Below are 20,618 nucleotides of genomic sequence, written 5' to 3'. Positions count from 1 at the left end.
CACAAGCTTACTCCAGTCGGCACGGCGCTGCACCTACGCTGACCCAGTAGGTGCATTCAACACTAAAAAGTGAAAGATTTAAGGCCAGCTTAGACAGTAGCGCTAAGCATTACTCGCACTGGTAGAGCCGCGCACCACAATTGAATGAGGCAGAACCACTCTCTTGTTAAGCTTTATCCCCAAAATACTGTCGGCTCGGATCGCCTCTACCAGTAAATCTACCGAGTCTGCCGACATTTGATCAATGGGCTGCTTCACCGTGGTTAACGGCGGCCAAATACTGCGGGCAATAGTGGTGTCGTCAAAACCGGCCACGGCAATGTCTTCCGGCACCCGCAAACCGCGCTTGTGAACCGCAGCAATTACGGCACTGGCCATATCATCGTTACTGGCAAAAATAGCCGTTACCGGCTTGCCCGAATTGAGAATCTCATCGGCGGCAATCATACCGCCGTCAAAGTTAAAATCCCCCTGGGCAACCACGGCCTTTTCCTGAGGAATACAGTGGGCCGCAAGCGCATCGCAAAAGCCGCGAAAACGATTCGCCGCCACCCCCTGATTGCGATCACCCTTGATAAAACCTATGTGTTCGTGACCATCGTGAATCAGGTGCTCAGTCATTTCGTAGGTAGCCTGATAATCATCAATGGATACATAGGCAGCGCGATCCATTTCAAACCCGGGGCCGACCCTCACATAGCGAATGTCTTCCTTTTCCAAGGCATCCAGCAAAGGTAAGTATTCACACAGCGGCGGCGGCACGATAACGCCATCCAGCATATAGCGGCTGCTCAGATCACTGACAATATCCTCGACATTGGGCGCCCCAAAGCTGCAGGACTCCAACACCAGGTGATAGCCCAGCTCATTGCACCGCTGCAACACGCCAATCAGGTACTGACTGATATAACTGCCAATAGAGTTATCGTAGAAAAAGCCCACTAGATAAGACTGTGAGCCCGACAAACTGCGAGCGGAGACATTGAGCCGGTAGTTCAACGCTTTTACCGCTTCCATTACGCGCTCGTGGGTTTGCTCCGACACCTTGTCGTTATTGAGCACTCGCGACACTGTCATGATAGAGACGCCCGCCATACTGGCAACGTCTTTCATGGTGACTTTTCTGGCTCTACCAGATCTATCTCTGCTGCTCATTTTTTTACCTTATTATTTTGCCAACCAATGGCTTATTGCTGTGAAAATATTCCATCAAAGCTCTGATCACATTGATAACACAAATGCCAGCAAATAACTATGAAGCGGGCCGCACCGCAACAAGCGGGCACAAAAAAGGCCGCTCGAAAGCGGCCTTTTTCTTGTCAGCGACTAAGATAAATTAGTCGTTGATTTTGGCAACCACACCGGCGCCAACAGTACGGCCACCTTCGCGAATTGCGAAGCGCAGACCTTCTTCCATCGCTACCGGGTTAATCAGGGTAACGTCCATCTTAACGTTATCGCCCGGCATTACCATTTCTACGCCTTCTGGCAGCTCACACGCGCCAGTTACGTCAGTGGTACGGAAGTAGAACTGTGGACGGTAGCCTTTAAAGAACGGAGTGTGGCGACCACCTTCGTCTTTTGACAGTACGTAAACTTCCGCTTCGAACTTAGCGTGCGGAGTTACCGAACCAGGCTTGGCCAGTACTTGACCACGCTCGATTTCGTCGCGCTTGGTACCACGCAGCAGAACACCAACGTTCTCACCCGCACGGCCTTCGTCCAGCATCTTGCGGAACATTTCAACACCGGTACAAGTGGTCTTGGTGGTGTCTTTGATGCCCACGATTTCGATTTCTTCACCGACGGTGATGATACCGCGCTCTACACGACCGGTTACTACGGTACCGCGACCAGAGATAGAGAACACGTCTTCTACAGGCATCAGGAACGGCTGATCAATGGCACGCTCTGGCTCAGGAATGTACTCATCCAGGGTTTCAACCAGCTTCTTAACGGCGGTGGTACCCAGCTCGTTGTCGTCTTCGCCGTTCAGGGCCATCAGGGCAGAACCGGCAATGATCGGAGTGTCGTCACCTGGGAAGTCGTAGTCAGACAGCAGCTCACGCAGCTCCATCTCAACCAGCTCCAGCATCTCTTCGTATTCTTCGGTGCCTACGCCGCCGCAATCTTCGGCCAGCAGGTCAGCCTTGTTCAGGAATACTACGATGAAAGGTACACCAACCTGACGCGACAGCAGGATGTGCTCACGGGTTTGCGGCATTGGACCGTCGGTCGCGCCACACACCAGGATAGCACCGTCCATCTGAGCAGCACCGGTGATCATGTTTTTCACGTAGTCGGCGTGCCCTGGGCAGTCAACGTGCGCGTAGTGACGGCTCGGTGAGTCGTACTCAACGTGAGAAGTCGCGATGGTAATACCGCGCTCACGCTCTTCCGGAGCGTTATCAATACCGTCAAAAGCAACTGCAGCACCACCCCATACTTCCGCACATACACGGGTCAGGGCCGCTGTCAGAGTGGTTTTACCGTGGTCAACGTGACCGATGGTGCCCACGTTTACGTGGGGCTTGTTCCGTTCGAACTTTTCTTTTGCCACTTTACGTTTCCTCTAATTGAAAAATCAGAATCAATTAATCACTAATGATATTGTTTTTTGCCATAATTTCATCGGTGACGTTTTTGGGTGCCTCAGCATAGCCTTTAAACTCCATGCTGTAGGTTGCGCGGCCCTGAGTCGCTGAGCGCAAATCAGTTGCGTAACCAAACATCTCCGCCAAGGGCACTTCGGCATTGACAATTTTACCGCTGATGCTTTCGTCCATGCCCTGGATAACGCCGCGACGACGGTTAAGGTCGCCAACTACATCACCCATATTCTCTTCCGGAGTGACCACCTCAACTTTCATGATCGGCTCCAGCAATACCGCACCGCCCTCCTGGGCCAACTTTTTGGTGGCCATGGATGCGGCTATTTTAAAGGCCATTTCGTTGGAGTCCACATCGTGGAACGAGCCATCGTATAAAGTAGCCTTTAAACCCAGCAACGGGTAGCCCGCCAAAACACCGTTTTTCATCTGCTCTTCGATGCCTTTAGCAACGGCGGGAATGTATTCTTTCGGTACCGTGCCGCCGACGATTTCGTTGACGAACTCCAGCCCCTCGGCGCCCTCGTCTTCGCCGGGCTCGAAACGCACCCAAACGTGGCCATACTGACCACGCCCGCCGGACTGACGGACAAACTTACCTTCAATTTCACAGGTATTTTGAATACGCTCACGGTAGGCCACCTGCGGCTTACCAATATTCGCCTCGACACTGAACTCACGACGCATACGATCGACGATAATATCCAGGTGAAGCTCGCCCATACCACCGATGATGGTTTGGCCGGTTTCTTCATCGGTACGAACCCGGAAAGAGGGATCTTCCTGGGCGAGTTTGCCCAGAGCGACACCCATTTTTTCCTGGTCCGCTTTACTTCTGGGCTCCACTGCCACGTGAATCACGGGCTCTGGGAACTCCATGCGCTCCAGGGTGATAACGCTGTTGGGGTTACACAGTGTATCGCCGGTGGTAACGTCTTTAAAACCAATACCCGCGGCGATATCGCCAGCCAGTACTTCTTTAATTTCCTGGCGATCGTTAGCGTGCATTTGCACCATTCGGCCGATGCGCTCTTTTTTACCTTTTACCGGGTTGAATACGGTATCGCCGGTTGCCAAGGTTCCCGAGTAAACGCGGAAGAAAGTCAGCGTACCGACAAACGGGTCGGTGGCAATTTTAAAGGCAAGCGCAGCAAAGGGCGCGCTATCGTCGGCTGCACGGGTATCGTGAGTCTCGCCATCTTCCAACACACCATCAATGGCTTTTACTTCGGTGGGCGCTGGCAGGTATTCAATAACCGCATCCAGTACAGCTTGTACGCCTTTGTTCTTAAAGGCGGAGCCGCCCAGCACAGGAATGATTTCGTTGGCCAAGGTGCGTTTGCGAATAGCCGCTTTAATTTCTTCTTCGCCCAGCTCTTCACCTTCGAGATACTTATTCATCAAGTCGTCATCGGCCTCGGCGGCCGCTTCGACCAGATACTCGCGCATCTCATCGCAGGTGTCCTGCAACTCGGCGGGAATATCCTGATATTCGAAGGTCATGCCGCGATCATCTTCATTCCAAATAATCGCTTGCATTTTAATTAGATCGACCACGCCCTTGAATTCGTCTTCAGAGCCAATGGTCATCTGCAGGGGAACGGCGTTCGCACCCAGGCGCTCACGCAATTGCTCAACCACTCGCAGATAGTTTGCCCCGGTGCGGTCCATCTTGTTGACGAACACCATCCGCGGCACTTCATATTTGTTGGCCTGACGCCATACGGTTTCGGTCTGCGGCTGCACGCCGGAGGAGCCACACAGCACCACGATTGCACCGTCAAGTACACGCAGTGAACGCTCTACCTCAATGGTAAAGTCAACGTGTCCAGGGGTATCGATAATATTGATGCGGTGCTCATCAAACTGCTGGCGCATGCCAGACCAGAAAGTGGTAACAGCTGCTGAGGTGATGGTAATGCCGCGCTCTTGCTCCTGCTCCATCCAATCGGTGGTAGCGGCGCCGTCATGTACTTCACCTATTTTGTGGGAGAGGCCCGTGTAGAACAGTACACGCTCTGTGGTGGTGGTTTTGCCCGCGTCTACGTGCGCGCAAATACCAATGTTGCGGTAGCGAGCGATTGGCGTCTTACGTGCCACAGCTGAAGTCTCCAAATACCAATTTCTTAGAATGGTAAAAGGCAGCCATAATAGCTGCCTTTTGTTTCTCAATGCTTACAAGCTTAGAAGCGGAAGTGAGAGAACGCCTTGTTGGCCTCGGCCATACGGTGTACGTCTTCACGCTTCTTCACAGCAGAACCTTTGTTCTGCGAAGCATCGATCAACTCACCAGCCAGGCGGGCAGGCATAGACTTCTCACCGCGACCGCGGGAGTAATCTACCAACCAACGCATAGCCAGCGCGGTGCGACGTGCAGGACGCACTTCCACCGGGACCTGGTAGGTCGCACCACCAACGCGGCGAGACTTAACCTCTACCAGCGGGGCGATGTTTTCCAAAGCCTCATCGAAAACCTCAATAGGATCACGATTGAGCTTGTCATTCACAATATCCAGCGCGCCGTAAACAATGCGTTCTGCTACGGCTTTCTTACCACTCACCATTACATGGTTCATGAACTTTGCCAGAGTCACATTGCCGTATTTAGGATCCGGCAAGATCTCGCGTTTCGCGACAACTCTTCTTCTTGGCATTTTAATAGCCTCTCTTCAGGGATTGTCCAGGACAGCTAAGCCACCTGGCCTTACTCGGTTCTACCCGAAAACGTATGTCTTAAGTCGCGATTGCTTACTTAGGACGCTTGGTACCGTACTTAGAGCGGCCCTGTTTACGGTCGTTAACACCGGAGGTGTCTAGTGAACCGCGAACAGTGTGGTAGCGCACACCAGGCAAGTCTTTTACACGACCGCCACGGATCAGTACTACGCTGTGCTCTTGCAAGTTGTGCCCTTCACCACCGATGTATGAGGTAACCTCAAAGCCGTTGGTCAGACGAACACGGCACACTTTACGCAGTGCTGAGTTCGGCTTCTTCGGCGTGGTAGTGTAAACGCGGGTGCAAACACCACGCTTTTGCGGGTTGGCTTGCAGAGCAGGTACGTCGCTCTTTTGAACCTTACGTTTTCTCGGCTTACGAACCAACTGGTTGATCGTTGCCATGAAAATAAACTCCACAGATATATAAAAGCCTCATTTTGAGGCCAATTTAAAGAAGATGGCGACAGCCATCCCCCACTTAGTAAAAAGTGGGTGGCGCATTGTAATGACACCCCCCACTTCCGTCAAGACAAAATTGAGCAATAATTGCCCACCCCGGTGTCACCACCGGGGGCATGTCTCTATGTCCCTAACGGGCCAATCTTACTCGCCGCTGGATTTCAACGCCTCGGTCAGTGCCGCTTCAACATCCTCAGCGCTCACACCAGTATCGGCGTATTCCAGAGCTTCTTCACGCTTGCGCTTGCGCTCGGTGTGATAAGCCAAACCAGTACCGGCAGGAATCAAACGACCCACTACCACGTTCTCTTTCAAGCCGCGCAGTGAATCTTTCTTGCCGGTAACCGCCGCTTCGGTCAGAACGCGGGTGGTTTCCTGGAACGAGGCCGCTGAGATAAACGACTCGGTCGCCAGCGAGGCCTTGGTAATACCCAGCAGCAAACGCTCGAACTTGGCGGGCTGTTTGTCTTCAGCGCGCAGACGCTCGTTTTCAGCCAGCACGTTGGTGTACTCAACCTGCTCACCTTTCACAAAGCTGGAATCACCCATTCCGGTAATTTCGACTTTGCGCAGCATCTGACGAACGATGGTTTCGATGTGCTTATCGTTAATCTTCACACCCTGCAGACGGTATACATCCTGAATTTCGTTGGTGATGTAGCTCGCCAGAGCCTCAACACCTTTCAGGCGCAAGATGTCATGCGGGTTAGATGGACCATCCGATACCACTTCACCTTTCACTACTTGCTCACCTTCAAACACAGTCAGCTGACGGTGCTTAGGAATCAGCACTTCGTAGTGGGTAGAGCCATCTTCCAGCGGCTGGCCATCGTTCGGAGTAATCACCAAACGACGCTTGCCTTTGGTTTCTTTACCAAAGCTCACGGTACCTGAGATTTCCGCCAAGATAGACGGCTCTTTCGGCTTACGCGCTTCAAACAAGTCGGCCACGCGGGGCAGACCACCGGTAATATCGCGAGTTTTCGAACCCTCTTGAGGAATACGGGCAAGTACATCACCCACCTCAATGGTGTCGTTATCTGCAATGCTCAAAATCGCATGAGCCGGCAGCAAATAATGCGCGGGCATGGTGGTATTGGGCAAGCACAGCTCGTTACCCGCTTCGTCGGTCAAGGTGATGGCAGGACGCATATCCTTACCAGCTGACGGACGCTCGGATGGATCCATTACCTCGATAGACGACAGACCGGTTAGCTCGTCAGTTTGACGACGTACCGACAGGTTATCTTCCATACCCGAGAAGTTCACCTTACCCGCCACCTCGGTGACGATTGGGTGAGTATGCGGATCCCACTTGGCAACAATCTGGCCACCATCGACCTGCTCGCCATCTTTAACAGAGATCACGGCACCGTAAGGAATCTTATAGCGCTCACGCTCACTGCCCTGGGCATCGGCCACCGCCAGCTCACCGGAGCGAGATACCGCCACCAGGTTGCCGTCTTTGTTGGTCACGACTTTGATGTTAATCAGGCGGATAGTACCTTCCTGCTTAACCTGAACATTGTCTGCCGCAGAAGCACGCGAAGCCGCACCACCAATGTGGAAGGTACGCATGGTCAGCTGGGTACCGGGCTCACCGATCGACTGCGCGGCGATAACACCCACGGCTTCACCTTTGTTAGCGCGATGACCACGTGCCAGGTCACGGCCGTAGCACATTGAGCAGATGCCGGTACGGGCATCACAGGTAATTGGCGAGCGCACCAGCACTTCGTCAATCCCCATGCCTTCAATACGCTCCACCCAAGCTTCGTCAATCATGGTACCGGCGGGCACCAGGATTTCGTCAGAGTTAGGACGCACGACATCGCGAGCCACTACGCGACCCAGAATACGGTCACCCAAGGATTCGATCACGTCGCCGCCTTCAATCACCGGCGCCATTTCCAGACCTTCGTCGGTACCACAGTCAGCCATGGTAACAACCAGATCCTGCGCCACGTCCACCAGACGACGAGTCAGGTAACCGGAGTTTGCGGTCTTCAGTGCGGTATCGGCCAGACCTTTACGCGCACCGTGAGTCGAAATAAAGTACTGACCAACGTTCAGACCTTCACGGAAGTTCGCGGTAATAGGCGCTTCAATAATAGAGCCATCTGGCTTGGCCATCAGACCGCGCATACCCGCCAGCTGACGAATCTGCGCCGGGCTACCACGAGCACCTGAGTCGGCGTACATGTAAACCGAGTTGAAGGAGGTTTGCTGCTCCTCTTCGCCGTCGCGGTTAATCACAGACTCAAAACTGATACCGTCCATCATCGACTTGGCCACCAAGTCATTAGCGCGCGACCAGATGTCGATGACTTTGTTGTATTTCTCACCAGCGGTTACCAAACCTGAAGCAAACTGGCTTTCAATTTCTTTCACTTCTTCTTCGGCGCGGGCGACAATTTCGTACTTTTCATCGGGAATCGCAAAGTCGTTTACACCGATGGACGAGCCCGACTTGGTGGAGAAGTCGTAACCCATGTACATCAAACGGTCAGCAAAAATAACGGTCGCCTTGAGGCCCACGGCGCGGTAGCAGTGGTTAATAACCGCAGAGATTGCCTTTTTCACCATGGCGCGGTCGATCATCTCGAAGGGAATACCCTCGGGAACGATCTCCCACAGCAGTACACGACCTACAGTGGTTTCTACCAGACGCTTAGTGGCCTGCTTTTCACCTTCACTGCCGATGATGGTTTCATCGATACGCACTTTAACGCGCGCTTGCAGATCAACCTGATGGCCGTAGTAAGCACGGGATACTTCCGCCACATCGGCGAACACCATGCCTTCACCCTTGGCGTTAATACGCTCACGGGTCATCCAGTACAAGCCCAGTACCACGTCTTGCGAGGGCACAATAATCGGCTCACCAGAGGCAGGCGACAGAATGTTGTTGGTGGACATCATCAGCGCACGCGCTTCCAGCTGAGCTTCAAGCGTCAGCGGAACGTGAACGGCCATCTGGTCACCGTCGAAGTCAGCGTTATAGGCCGCACACACCAACGGGTGCAGCTGGATAGCCTTACCTTCAATCAGTACCGGCTCAAACGCCTGAATACCCAAACGGTGCAAAGTCGGGGCGCGGTTCAGCAATACAGGGTGTTCGCGAATCACTTCATCGAGAATATCCCATACCACGGCTTCTTCGCGCTCGACCATTTTCTTGGCCGCTTTAATGGTAGTGGCCAGGCCGCGCAGTTCCAGCTTGCTGAAAATAAATGGCTTGAACAGCTCCAATGCCATTTTCTTGGGCAGACCACACTGATGCAGGCGCAGGGTGGGACCAACCACAATTACCGAACGGCCGGAGTAGTCCACACGCTTACCCAACAGGTTCTGACGGAAACGACCTTGCTTACCTTTGATCATGTCGGCCAAAGATTTCAGCGGACGCTTGTTGGACCCGGTAATCGCACGACCGCGACGACCGTTATCCAACAGCGCATCTACAGACTCCTGCAGCATACGCTTTTCGTTGCGCACGATGATGTCAGGAGCGTTCAGATCCAAAAGGCGCTTCAAGCGGTTATTACGGTTGATAACGCGGCGATACAAGTCGTTCAGATCAGAGGTCGCAAAGCGGCCACCGTCCAGCGGTACCAGCGGACGCAAATCCGGTGGCAATACCGGCAGCACTTCCATCACCATCCACTCTGGGTTGTTGCCCGAGTAGTAGAAAGCCTCCAGCAGCTTTAAGCGCTTGGAGAACTTTTTAATTTTGGTTTCCGAATTGGTATTCGGAATTTCTTCGCGCAGGTACTGAATTTCTTCTTCGAGGTTGATATCCGACATCAGCGCTTTAATCGCCTCGGCGCCCATCAGCGCTTCAAACTCATCGCCGAACTCTTCCATCGATTCAAAGTACTGCTCATCGGTCAGCAGCTGGCCGCGCTCCAGGGTAGTCATACCCGGATCGGTCACTACATAAGACTCGAAATACAGCACGCGCTCAATATCACGCAGGGTCATATCCAGCAGCAAGCCAATACGGCTTGGCAGTGATTTCAAAAACCAGATATGCGCAACCGGCGAGGCCAATTCAATATGCCCCATGCGCTCACGACGCACCTTCGCCAAGGTCACTTCAACGCCGCATTTTTCACAGATAATGCCGCGATGCTTCATGCGCTTGTACTTACCGCACAAGCATTCGTAGTCTTTTACCGGACCAAAAATTTTGGCACAGAACAAGCCTTCGCGCTCTGGCTTGAAGGTACGGTAGTTAATGGTCTCGGGCTTTTTAACTTCACCAAACGACCAAGAGCGAATCATTTCCGGCGATGCCAGGCCGATGCGAATCGCGTCAAATTCTTCAGTTTGTCCCTGGGACTTGAGCAGATTAAGTAAGTCTTTCAAGGCGCTTCCTCCAGTGGGCTCCAGTAGTGCAGTTTGCACACGAGGCGGAGCTAATGCTCCGCCCTAACCGATTTAGTAATGGACGGACGATTACTCGTCCTCTTCCAGCTCCATATTGATACCGAGGGCTCGGATCTCTTTAACCAGTACGTTAAAGGATTCGGGCATACCCGGCTCCATACGGTGATCGCCATCGACAATGTTTTTGTACATTTTGGTTCGGCCGGTTACGTCGTCCGACTTCACGGTCAACATTTCCTGCAAGGTGTAAGCAGCACCATATGCTTCCAGTGCCCATACCTCCATCTCACCAAAGCGCTGACCACCGAACTGCGCCTTACCACCCAGCGGCTGCTGGGTAACCAGGCTGTAGGAACCGGTAGAACGGGCGTGCATCTTGTCGTCCACCAAGTGGTTCAGTTTCAGCATGTACATATAGCCGACGGTTACCGGACGCTGGAATGAATCGCCGGTACGGCCGTCGTACAACTGCATCTGACCGGAATCGGGCAGATCAGCGAGACGCAGCAAGGCTTTGATTTCGTGCTCTTTAGCACCATCAAATACCGGAGTGGCCATAGGCACACCGCCGCGCAAGTTGTTGGCAAGGTCCATCACCTCTTCGTCAGAGAAGTTAGCCAAATCTTCTTTGGCATAGACATCGCCGGTTTCGTTGTAAATCTCTTCCAAAAAGCCGCGTACTTCATTTACGGCTTTCTGCTGACGCACCATCTCGTCGATTTTCACGCCGAGACCCTTGGCCGCCATACCCAAGTGAGTTTCCAGAATCTGACCCACGTTCATCCGCGAGGGCACACCCAGAGGGTTTAGCACGATATCAACGGGCTCACCTTTGGCGTCGTAAGGCATATCTTCAATCGGCATAATCACCGAGATAACACCTTTGTTACCGTGACGACCGGCCATTTTGTCACCGGGCTGAATACGACGCTTGATCGCGAGGTAAACCTTAACGATTTTCAGCACACCAGGCGCCAGATCATCGCCAGTGGACAGCTTGCGCTTCTTATCCTCAAAACGCTCATCCAGGTTCTTGCGACACTCGGCCAGACGCTCTTCGGCGCGATCGATTTGCTCGTTAAGTTCATCGCTGTCAACGCGCAGTTTGAACCACTGCTCGGTTTCCAGACCATCGAGTACTTCGTCAGTCAGAACTTCGCCTTTTTTCACGCCTTTACCGGCAGCAACTTTTTGGCCACCGATGACAGCGCGCAGACGCTCTAGAGTCGCCGCTTCCATAATGCGGTACTCTTCATTGAGGTCTTTGCGAACTTCGTCCAACTGAGCTTTTTCAATATCCTGTGAGCGCTGATCTTTTTCCAGACCGTCACGGGTAAACACCTGCACATCAATAACCGTACCTTTGGTGCTCGATGGTACGCGCAAAGAGGTATCTTTAACGTCAGACGCTTTCTCACCGAAAATAGCGCGCAGCAGTTTTTCTTCTGGAGTCAGCTGGGTCTCGCCTTTGGGCGTGACTTTACCCACCAGAATGTCGCCACCGCCGACTTCGGCACCGATATAAACAATGCCGGACTCGTCCAGTTTGTTCAGAGCGTTTTCACCAACGTTCGGAATATCCGAAGTGATCTCTTCACTGCCAAGCTTGGTATCGCGCGCGATACAAGTCAGCTCCTGAATGTGAATGGTGGTAAAGCGATCTTCTTGCACCACACGCTCGGACACCAGGATGGAGTCCTCAAAGTTGTAACCGTTCCAAGGCATAAACGCGATGCGCATGTTTTGCCCCAGAGCCAGCTCGCCCATGTCCACCGAGGGGCCATCAGCAAGAATGTCGCCGCGCTGAATGGTATCGCCCACGTTCACAATGGAGCGCTGGTTAATACAAGTGTTCTGGTTAGAGCGGGTGTACTTAATCAGGTTGTAGATATCTACACCTGCATCACCCGACTCAACTTCTTCATCCCGAACTTTAACCACAATGCGGCCAGCATCGACGCGATCAATCACACCGCCACGTTTTGCCACTACACACACACCTGAGTCGGAGGCTACATTGCGCTCCATACCAGTACCCACCAAAGGCTTCTCGGCCTTCAGAGTCGGCACGGCCTGACGCTGCATGTTTGAACCCATCAAGGCGCGGTTAGCATCATCGTGCTCCAGGAACGGAATCAAGGATGCGGCTACCGATACCACCTGGCGAGGCGATACGTCCATAAACTGAACTTCGGCCGGGCTTTTCAGGGTGAAGTCACCGTAGTGACGTACTGACACCAGGTCTTCAACCAGCTTGCCGCTATCGTCCAGCTTGGCAGATGCCTGGGCGATTACATACTCGGCTTCGTTAATGGCCGACAGGAATTCAATCTCGTCGGTGACCTGTCCGTCTTTAACGCGACGGTAAGGGGTTTCCAAAAAGCCGTAGCTATTGGTGCGCGAGTAAGTCGCCAGCGAGTTAATCAGACCAATGTTCGGACCTTCAGGGGTCTCAATTGGGCAGACACGACCGTAGTGCGTCGGGTGTACGTCGCGCACCTCAAAGCCAGCGCGCTCACGGGTCAAACCGCCGGGGCCCAAGGCCGATACACGACGCTTATGGGTAACTTCCGACAGCGGGTTGTTCTGGTCCATAAACTGCGACAACTGCGAAGAGCCAAAGAACTCTTTAATGGCAGCGGCGACAGGTTTGGCGTTGATCAAATCCTGCGGCATCAGGCCTTCGCTTTCGGCCATAGACAAACGCTCTTTAACAGCGCGCTCAACGCGAACCAAACCAACACGGAATTGGTTTTCGGCCATTTCACCCACAGAACGGATACGACGGTTACCCAAGTGGTCGATGTCATCCACAACGCCTTTACCGTTGCGAATATCGATCAGGGTTTTCAACACGTCGACGATATCGTCGTTAGACAGAGTGCCTTCGCCGAACTCTTCTTCACGCCCCAGACGACGGTTGAACTTCATGCGGCCAACCGCAGAAAGGTCATAGCGCTCTTGGGTGAAGAACAGGTTATTAAACAGTGCTTCGGCAGATTCTTTGGTCGGCGGCTCGCCTGGACGCATCATACGGTAAATTTCTACCAGCGCTTCCAGTTGGGTGCGAGTCGGATCGATACGCAGGGTATCGGAGATAAACGGACCGCAATCCAGTTCATTGGTGTACAGAGTCTCGACAGTCTGCACGCCGGCCTTCATCAGAATTTCCAGCGCGTCAACGGTAATTTCGCTGTTGCACTCCAGCAGTACTTCACCGGTGTTCTCGTCGATCACGTCTTTTGCCAGCGCACGACCCAACAGGTAATCGGCGGGCACGGCCATTTCTTCCACACCCGCTTTTTCCAGCTGACGAATGTGGCGAGCGGTAATGCGACGCCCCTCTTCGACCAGAACCTTGCCTTTCTTGTCTTTGATATCAAAGGTGGCAACATCACCACGCAGACGCGACGGCACAACCTCAAAGGTAAACTGGCCGTCATCACCCAGGGTGAAAGTACTGGTTTCAAAGAACATTTCCAGCATTTCTTGCGAGCTGAAGCCCAGCGCACGCAACAAGATAGATGCTGGCAACTTACGACGGCGGTCAATACGTACGTAAACCAAGTCTTTAGGATCGAACTCAAAGTCCAACCAACTGCCGCGGTAAGGAATAATACGAGCGCTGTAGAGCAGCTTACCGGAGGAGTGCGTCTTACCTTTATCATGGTCGAAGAACACACCCGGTGAGCGGTGCAACTGAGACACGATAACACGCTCGGTACCGTTAATGACGAAGGTACCATTGTCGGTCATGAGCGGAATTTCGCCCATGTAGACTTCTTGTTCTTTAATATCTTTGATTGCTTTGTTCGCTGAATCTTTATCGTAGATAATCAGCCGAACTTTTACACGCAGCGGTGCTGAATAAGTCACCCCGCGCAGAATACATTCGTTCACGTCAAACGCTGGTTTGCCAAGCACATAGCTGACATACTCAAGCGCTGCATTGCCAGAATAGCTGGCAATTGGGAATACAGAGCGGAAGGCGGCATGCAGGCCAACATCAAAACGCTCTTCTCCAGACGCATCGGCCTGGGTAAATTTTCTGTAAGAATCCAGCTGAATCGCCAATAGATAAGGCACATCCATGACGTGTGGCAATTTGCCAAAGTCCTTGCGGATACGTTTTTTCTCAGTGTATGAGTAAGCCATCTGTATTCCCCAGCTTGTTCACGGATAGGGCGCTGCGCCCAAACGCGAGTGGCGTTGTCTAAACTCTCCCTACTGCGAGCGGTAGCGCGCAGTCTGGCAGTCGAACTGCCCGGTCATATCAATCGACCGAAAACGGAAAAAGGCTGGCGGGTAAAACCCACCAGCCCAGCGTCTAACGAATCGTCAGACTTGCGAGCAAAAGCGATTACTTCAGCTCAGCAGAAGCGCCGGCTTCTTCCAGCTTAGCCTTAGCAGCTTCAGCGTCTTCTTTAGAAACACCTTCTTTAACAGCTTTAGGTGCTTCTTCAACGATCGCTTTAGCTTCTTTCAGGCCCAGACCAGTGATTTCGCGAACAGCTTTAATCGCGTTCACTTTCTTGTCACCAGCGCTGGTGATGATTACGTCAAATTCGGTTTGCTCTTCAGCAGCACCGCCAGCGTCGCCACCAGCACCACCAGCAACAACAGCAGCCGCTGCAGATACGCCGAATTTTTCTTCCATTGCAGAAACCAGTTCTACAACATCTTTTACTGACATCTCAGCAATCGCTTCGATGATATCTTCTTTAGATACAGACATGTCTAAATTCCCATCTGTGCAGAGCAAATGCTCTGGTAAACGTTAAGAAAAACCGACCTAAAATTAGGCAGCTTCCTGTTCTTTGCTGTCGCGAATGGCTGCAATAGTGCGAACCAGTTTTCCAGCAGCTGCTTCTTTCATCACGCTCATCAGCTTGGCCAGCGCTTCGTCGTAGGTAGGCAGAGATGCCAGCATGGCAACGTCTACAATTTCACCTTCAAAGACGGCGGCTTTCAGCTCCAGATTTTCATTCTCTTTGGCGTACTCTTTCAAAATACGCGCACCGGCACCTGGGTGGTCGGTAGAGAAGGCAATCAGGGTAGGACCGACGAAGCTCTCAACCAAGCATTCGTAATCGGTACCTTGAACAGCGCGACGAGCCAGAGTATTGCGAACAACTTTCAACCAAACGCCGTTCTCTCTGGCTTCTTTACGCAGGGCAGTCATTTTGTCTACGGTAACGCCGCGTGAATCGGCTACCACAGCAGACAGAGCGCCCTTCGCAGCTTCCTGGACTTCAGCGACAATCGCTTTTTTACCTTCAAGTCCTAATGCCACGGGATTTCTCCTGGGTTTGACAGACCTCAGCCTGTCGTTTGTCTAACAACCGGACAAAACGTTCTATCCGGCAATGATTCGGTGAATTCATTCGGCCAAGCCGAAGAGGGTCACCGTCTGCGTAGGCTGATTTATTAAGATCTTACAGCGGGGCTTAAGATCGCCTACGGTCTTTGACGGCCCGCGCCAGGCGCAGACCCCAAAGTTCTTTGGCTTATACAGCCAGGGAAGACTGATCGATTACCAGACCGGGACCCATGGTCGTGCTGATAGCGATCTTCTTCAGGTAAACACCCTTGGCAGTTGCAGGCTTAGACTTTTTCAGGTCAGCCAGCAGAGCTTCCAGGTTTTCTTGAATAGCTTTCGCGTCAAATGACAACTTGCCAATACCGCCGTGAATAATGCCGCCTTTATCGGCGCGGTAACGCACCTGACCGGCTTTAGCATTTTTAACCGCAGTGGCTACGTCCGGGGTAACTGTGCCAGTTTTCGGGTTTGGCATCAGACCGCGGGGGCCCAGAACCTGACCCAGCTGACCCACAACGCGCATGGCGTCGGGCGAAGCGATAACCACGTCGAAGTCCATCTTGCCAGCTTTAACTTCGGCGGCCAGATCGTCCATACCGATCAGGTCGGCACCGGCTTCTTTAGCGGCATCAGCGTTAGCGCCCTGTGTAAACACAGCAACGCGAACATCTTTACCATTACCGTTAGGCAGAGTAGTGGCACCACGCACAGACTGATCTGATTTACGCGGATCGATACCCAGGTTGATTGACACATCAACAGTTTCAGCGAACTTAACGCTGGAGATCTCTTTCAACAGAGCAACCGCATCTTCTACAGAGTACTGCTTGGCGCGATCTACTTTTTCAGCGATAGCGCGCTGACGCTTAGATAATTTAGCCATCTCTTACACGCCCTCCACATCAAGACCCATTGCACGGGCTGAACCGGCAATAGTACGTACGGCAGCATCCATATCAGCTGCGGTCAGATCAGGTTCTTTCGCGGTGGCAATTTCTTCCAACTGCGCACGAGTTACCTTGCCCACTTTCTTAGTGTTCGGGTTACTAGAACCAGACTTGATGCCAGCGGCTTTTTTCAACAAGTAAGAGGCCGGCGGCGTCTTCATGGTGAAAGTGAAGCTACGGTCGTTGTAAACACTGATTACAACCGGCACAGGAGCACCTGGCTCCAGGTTTTGAGTCTGGGCGTTAAACGCTTTACAGAACTCCATGATGTTCACACCGTGTTGACCCAGCGCGGGACCAACCGGAGGACTTGGATTTGCCTTGCCTGCACCAACTTGCAGTTTGATGTAGGCTTGTACTTTCTTAGCCATATCGCTACTCCAGTTATGGGTAATAACGCCTCCGACAAGTCAAACTTGTCTTCACAGGCTCCCCTGTTAAATTCGGGCTTTAGTAACCACCCGAGGACGCAAAAACCTCCCTCTGCACTAAGGCAAAGGAAGGCAAAAAATTCATCCCCTTGTCGGGACTATCAGGTCTTTTCTACCTGACCAAATTCCAACTCTACCGGGGTAGAGCGGCCGAAAATCAGCACCGCTACACGCAGGCGATTCTTTTCGTAGTTAACCTCTTCAACAACACCGTTAAAGTCGTTGAAGGGACCATCAATAACGCGCACCATTTCGCCAGGCTCAAACATTGTTTTGGGCTTGGGCTTCTCAATGGAGTCATCCACACGCTGCAAAATCGCTTCGGCTTCTTTATCGGTAATAGGCGCAGGCTTATCCGCCTTGCCGCCGATAAACCCCATTACTCTAGGGGTATCTTTTACCAAGTGCCAAGTGTCGTCATTCAGCTCCATTTGCACCAGCACGTAGCCAGGAAAGAACTTACGCTCACTTTTACGCTTTTGACCGCCGCGCATTTCCACCACTTCTTCGGTGGGAACAAGCACTTCACCAAATTGATCTTCCATCTGGTGCAGCTCAATTCGCTCGCGCAGGGAACTGGCCACTTTCTTTTCGTAACCAGAATACGCGTGTACCACGTACCAACGCTTCGCCATGAATGCTTATCCTATTATCTTGGAGGCGACAAAACCGAAAATCGTGTCAAGCCCCCAGAGAATCAATGCCATTACAATAACCACGGCCACCACCAACATAGTGGTCTGATTAGTCTCTTGCTTGGTTGGCCAAACAACTTTGCGCACTTCAACAATGGACTCGCGCAACAATTGAATCAGCGCACTACCTTTAGCGGTTTGCGAAGCAATCGCCAAACCCACCAAACCCAGCGCTACCAGCGCCAGCACCCGGTAAAGTAAAGGCTGAGCAGAGTACATAGAGTTGCCCACAACTCCAACAGCAACAACCGCCACTACCAGAAGCCATTTAACGGCATCCAGACGATACTCTTTGGGCTCGGCTTTTGTACTCATTTATAAGACAACCTACACAAGCAAAAAAATGGCAGGCCAGGAGGGACTCGAACCCCCAACAGCCGGTTTTGGAGACCGGTGCTCTACCAATTGAACTACTGGCCTAAAATCGAAAGGGGCAGCAGCGCTGCCCCACTCTCAACAACTATTAATTAGTCGTTGATTTTGGCAACCACGCCGGCGCCAACAGTACGGCCACCTTCGCGAATTGCGAAGCGCAGACCTTCTTCCATCGCTACCGGGTTAATCAGGGTAACGTCCATCTTAACGTTATCGCCCGGCATTACCATTTCTACGCCTTCTGGCAACTCACACGCGCCAGTTACGTCAGTGGTACGGAAGTAGAACTGTGGACGGTAGCCTTTAAAGAACGGAGTGTGGCGACCACCTTCGTCTTTTGACAGTACGTAAACTTCCGCTTCGAACTTAGCGTGCGGAGTTACCGAACCAGGCTTGGCCAGTACTTGACCACGCTCGATTTCGTCGCGCTTGGTACCACGCAGCAGAACACCAACGTTCTCACCCGCACGGCCTTCGTCCAGCATTTTGCGGAACATTTCAACACCGGTACAAGTGGTCTTGGTGGTGTCTTTGATGCCCACGATTTCGATTTCTTCACCAACGGTGATGATACCGCGCTCTACACGACCGGTTACTACGGTACCGCGACCAGAGATAGAGAACACGTCTTCCACTGGCATCAGGAACGGCTGATCAATGGCACGCTCTGGCTCAGGAATGTACTCGTCCAGGGTCTCAACCAGCTTCTTAACAGCGGTGGTACCCAGCTCGTTGTCGTCTTCGCCGTTCAGGGCCATCAGGGCAGAACCGGCAATGATCGGAGTGTCGTCACCTGGGAAGTCGTAGTCAGACAGCAGCTCACGCAGCTCCATCTCAACCAGCTCCAGCATCTCTTCGTATTCTTCGGTGCCTACGCCGCCGCAATCTTCGGCCAGCAGGTCAGCCTTGTTCAGGAATACTACGATGAAAGGTACACCAACCTGACGCGACAGCAGGATGTGCTCACGGGTTTGCGGCATTGGACCGTCGGTCGCGCCACACACCAGGATAGCACCGTCCATCTGAGCAGCACCGGTGATCATGTTTTTCACGTAGTCGGCGTGCCCTGGGCAGTCAACGTGCGCGTAGTGACGGCTCGGTGAGTCGTACTCAACGTGAGAAGTCGCGATGGTAATACCGCGCTCACGCTCTTCCGGAGCGTTATCAATACCGTCAAAAGCAACTGCAGCACCACCCCATACTTCCGCACATACACGGGTCAGGGCCGCTGTCAGAGTGGTTTTACCGTGGTCAACGTGACCGATGGTGCCCACATTGACGTGGGGCTTATTACGTTCGAACTTTTCCTTCGCCATTGCGAGCGCCTCCTCAAACTAGCCGTCAAAAACAAGCCATTAACTTACACATAAAAAACAGCTGCGAAAGACAGTCTTTCGCAGCCGGGATATGGAGCTCTTGAGCAGATTTGAACTGCCGACCTCACCCTTACCAAGGGTGTGCTCTACCAACTGAGCTACAAGAGCCTAAAATCTTCAGCATTTGGAGCGGGCAGCGGGAATCGAACCCGCATCATCAGCTTGGAAGGCTGAGGTTCTACCATTGAACTATGCCCGCTAAAACATATGCCCACCTAAACCAGGTGCTGCATGAAGCTCAACCGTTGCTGACACTTCCCAGCTGTTGGCGTTTTTCACCGCCGCCGCCTAAGCGACTATAAAATGGTGCAGGGGGGAGGATTCGAACCTCCGAAGCTTTCGCGTCAGATTTACAGTCTGATCCCTTTGGCCACTCGGGAACCCCTGCCAAATTGAGCCGCGTATTGTCCGGCCCAGACCAGCTGCTGTCAACCGGTTTTTCTAAGAAATTCACCTGCTTACAACAACTTTTTAGAGAGATTGGAGCTGGCGAGAGGAGTCGAACCCCCGACCGGCTGATTACAAGTCAGCTGCTCTACCAACTGAGCTACGCCAGCACTCTCTAGACCACGTCTCAACGTGGAGGCGGGATTCTAGTGAAACTTTTACCCGGAAGCAACACCTGAACAGTATTTTTGTTGTTTCTCTACCCCATTTTCACGCCCCAGCAACTCCACCCAGGCGGCGGCATCTAATTTGGCCGCTGCGCCCGGCGCCAACAAGACCCAATTCTCTTTGCGCGTGCGCTCCACCTCGCGCACCGAAACCTCGTACCCCAAGGTCTTCATATCTTCTACTCGGGCATCGGCCAGCTCTCGGCGAGTAAACATCCCAAAGGAGATACCATTGGCGAGCTCCCCCCGAGGAATCAGATAGCTGTCTATCTGCTTGGCTTGAACTTCACGCAGTTTTTGTAGCGCTTCTTTTTTACTGGGCTCGGGCGGCAAATGCACCCAGTAGCCAACACCTTCGGGCACCTCGAGCTCGCGCACCTGGGCGGCAACCTCCATAGACGCGAGCGCCTCTTGCATATACTCCGCATCCAAAAGCCGCGCAAAAGGCCCCACCAAGTCACAAAGCTGCTGACCATCGACAGAAAGAACGAACTGCTCCTGCCGAGGAGTCACTTGAGGCTCGCTCATCCCACCACCCTTCTCGGACAACAACACCAAAGACTTGCCACCTGCGCGACTGGACGCCACCGCGCCGGCCGGCGCCTCGGGCTGCCAAACCGTCAGCTGCAAGACAAGCGCGGCCACATTCAATCCCAGTAATGCAAAAAATATCAGCCTCATA

15 protein-coding genes and 5 tRNA genes are annotated in these 20,618 nt (G+C 52.8%); all 20 read right to left on the bottom strand.

Translation table 11 applies throughout. The annotated features are described in order from the left end of the window. Window positions 1-102: 102 nt before the first annotated feature. Window positions 103-1,155, bottom strand: coding sequence for a LacI family DNA-binding transcriptional regulator (locus NHM04_RS13285; protein WP_254264255.1), 1,053 nt, complete (start codon window positions 1,153-1,155; stop codon window positions 103-105). 181 nt (window positions 1,156-1,336) lie between these two features. Further along, window positions 1,337-2,560 carry an elongation factor Tu gene (gene tuf / locus NHM04_RS13280; protein WP_254264247.1) on the bottom strand — a complete coding sequence of 408 codons (1,224 nt, stop codon included), beginning with the start codon at window positions 2,558-2,560 and terminating at the stop codon, window positions 1,337-1,339. 34 nt (window positions 2,561-2,594) lie between these two features. Further along, complete coding sequence (gene fusA, locus NHM04_RS13275; RefSeq protein WP_254264254.1) at window positions 2,595-4,709, bottom strand: elongation factor G; 2,115 nt, start codon at window positions 4,707-4,709, stop codon at window positions 2,595-2,597. Between the two features lie 83 nt (window positions 4,710-4,792). Continuing rightward, complete coding sequence (rpsG, locus tag NHM04_RS13270) at window positions 4,793-5,263, bottom strand: 30S ribosomal protein S7 (RefSeq protein WP_254264253.1); 471 nt, start codon at window positions 5,261-5,263, stop codon at window positions 4,793-4,795. Window positions 5,264-5,357: 94 nt separating this feature from the next. Then, window positions 5,358-5,729, bottom strand: a complete 372-nt coding sequence (rpsL, locus tag NHM04_RS13265) for a 30S ribosomal protein S12 (RefSeq protein WP_020211072.1) — start codon at window positions 5,727-5,729, stop codon at window positions 5,358-5,360. A gap of 201 nt (window positions 5,730-5,930) precedes the next feature. Further along, window positions 5,931-10,157, bottom strand: coding sequence for a DNA-directed RNA polymerase subunit beta' (rpoC, locus tag NHM04_RS13260; protein WP_254264252.1), 4,227 nt, complete (start codon window positions 10,155-10,157; stop codon window positions 5,931-5,933). 90 nt (window positions 10,158-10,247) lie between these two features. Then, window positions 10,248-14,333, bottom strand: coding sequence for a DNA-directed RNA polymerase subunit beta (gene rpoB / locus NHM04_RS13255; RefSeq protein WP_254264251.1), 4,086 nt, complete (start codon window positions 14,331-14,333; stop codon window positions 10,248-10,250). Window positions 14,334-14,538: 205 nt separating this feature from the next. Continuing rightward, complete coding sequence (gene rplL, locus NHM04_RS13250) at window positions 14,539-14,913, bottom strand: 50S ribosomal protein L7/L12 (protein ID WP_020211075.1); 375 nt, start codon at window positions 14,911-14,913, stop codon at window positions 14,539-14,541. A 63-nt stretch (window positions 14,914-14,976) separates the two neighbouring features. Beyond that, window positions 14,977-15,471 carry a 50S ribosomal protein L10 gene (rplJ, locus tag NHM04_RS13245; protein ID WP_020211076.1) on the bottom strand — a complete coding sequence of 165 codons (495 nt, stop codon included), beginning with the start codon at window positions 15,469-15,471 and terminating at the stop codon, window positions 14,977-14,979. Between the two features lie 214 nt (window positions 15,472-15,685). Continuing rightward, on the bottom strand, window positions 15,686-16,381 hold the full coding sequence (gene rplA, locus NHM04_RS13240) for a 50S ribosomal protein L1 (protein ID WP_020211077.1): 696 nt from the start codon (window positions 16,379-16,381) through the stop codon (window positions 15,686-15,688). A 3-nt stretch (window positions 16,382-16,384) separates the two neighbouring features. After that, window positions 16,385-16,816: a 50S ribosomal protein L11 gene (gene rplK, locus NHM04_RS13235; protein ID WP_254264250.1), complete on the bottom strand. Its 432-nt coding sequence runs from the start codon at window positions 16,814-16,816 to the stop codon at window positions 16,385-16,387. A gap of 161 nt (window positions 16,817-16,977) precedes the next feature. Then, window positions 16,978-17,511, bottom strand: a complete 534-nt coding sequence (gene nusG / locus NHM04_RS13230; RefSeq protein WP_254264249.1) for a transcription termination/antitermination protein NusG — start codon at window positions 17,509-17,511, stop codon at window positions 16,978-16,980. 6 nt (window positions 17,512-17,517) lie between these two features. Beyond that, window positions 17,518-17,886, bottom strand: a complete 369-nt coding sequence (secE, locus tag NHM04_RS13225; RefSeq protein ID WP_254264248.1) for a preprotein translocase subunit SecE — start codon at window positions 17,884-17,886, stop codon at window positions 17,518-17,520. A 29-nt stretch (window positions 17,887-17,915) separates the two neighbouring features. Continuing rightward, window positions 17,916-17,991 (bottom strand) — tRNA-Trp (locus NHM04_RS13220). Between the two features lie 47 nt (window positions 17,992-18,038). Further along, complete coding sequence (tuf, locus tag NHM04_RS13215) at window positions 18,039-19,262, bottom strand: elongation factor Tu (RefSeq protein ID WP_254264247.1); 1,224 nt, start codon at window positions 19,260-19,262, stop codon at window positions 18,039-18,041. A 92-nt stretch (window positions 19,263-19,354) separates the two neighbouring features. Continuing rightward, window positions 19,355-19,430 (bottom strand) — tRNA-Thr (locus tag NHM04_RS13210). 17 nt (window positions 19,431-19,447) lie between these two features. Next, window positions 19,448-19,521: transfer RNA gene (locus NHM04_RS13205), tRNA-Gly, on the bottom strand. A gap of 105 nt (window positions 19,522-19,626) precedes the next feature. Next, window positions 19,627-19,710, bottom strand: a tRNA-Tyr gene (locus NHM04_RS13200). A gap of 93 nt (window positions 19,711-19,803) precedes the next feature. Next, a tRNA-Thr gene (locus NHM04_RS13195) sits at window positions 19,804-19,879 on the bottom strand. Between the two features lie 48 nt (window positions 19,880-19,927). Next, window positions 19,928-20,617, bottom strand: a complete 690-nt coding sequence (locus NHM04_RS13190) for an SPOR domain-containing protein (protein ID WP_254264246.1) — start codon at window positions 20,615-20,617, stop codon at window positions 19,928-19,930. Window position 20,618: the final 1 nt, after the last annotated feature.

Source organism: Gilvimarinus sp. DA14, from assembly GCF_024204685.1.
Classification (GTDB): Bacteria; Pseudomonadota; Gammaproteobacteria; order Pseudomonadales; family Cellvibrionaceae; genus Gilvimarinus.
This window is presented reverse-complemented; position numbering and strand designations above follow the sequence as displayed.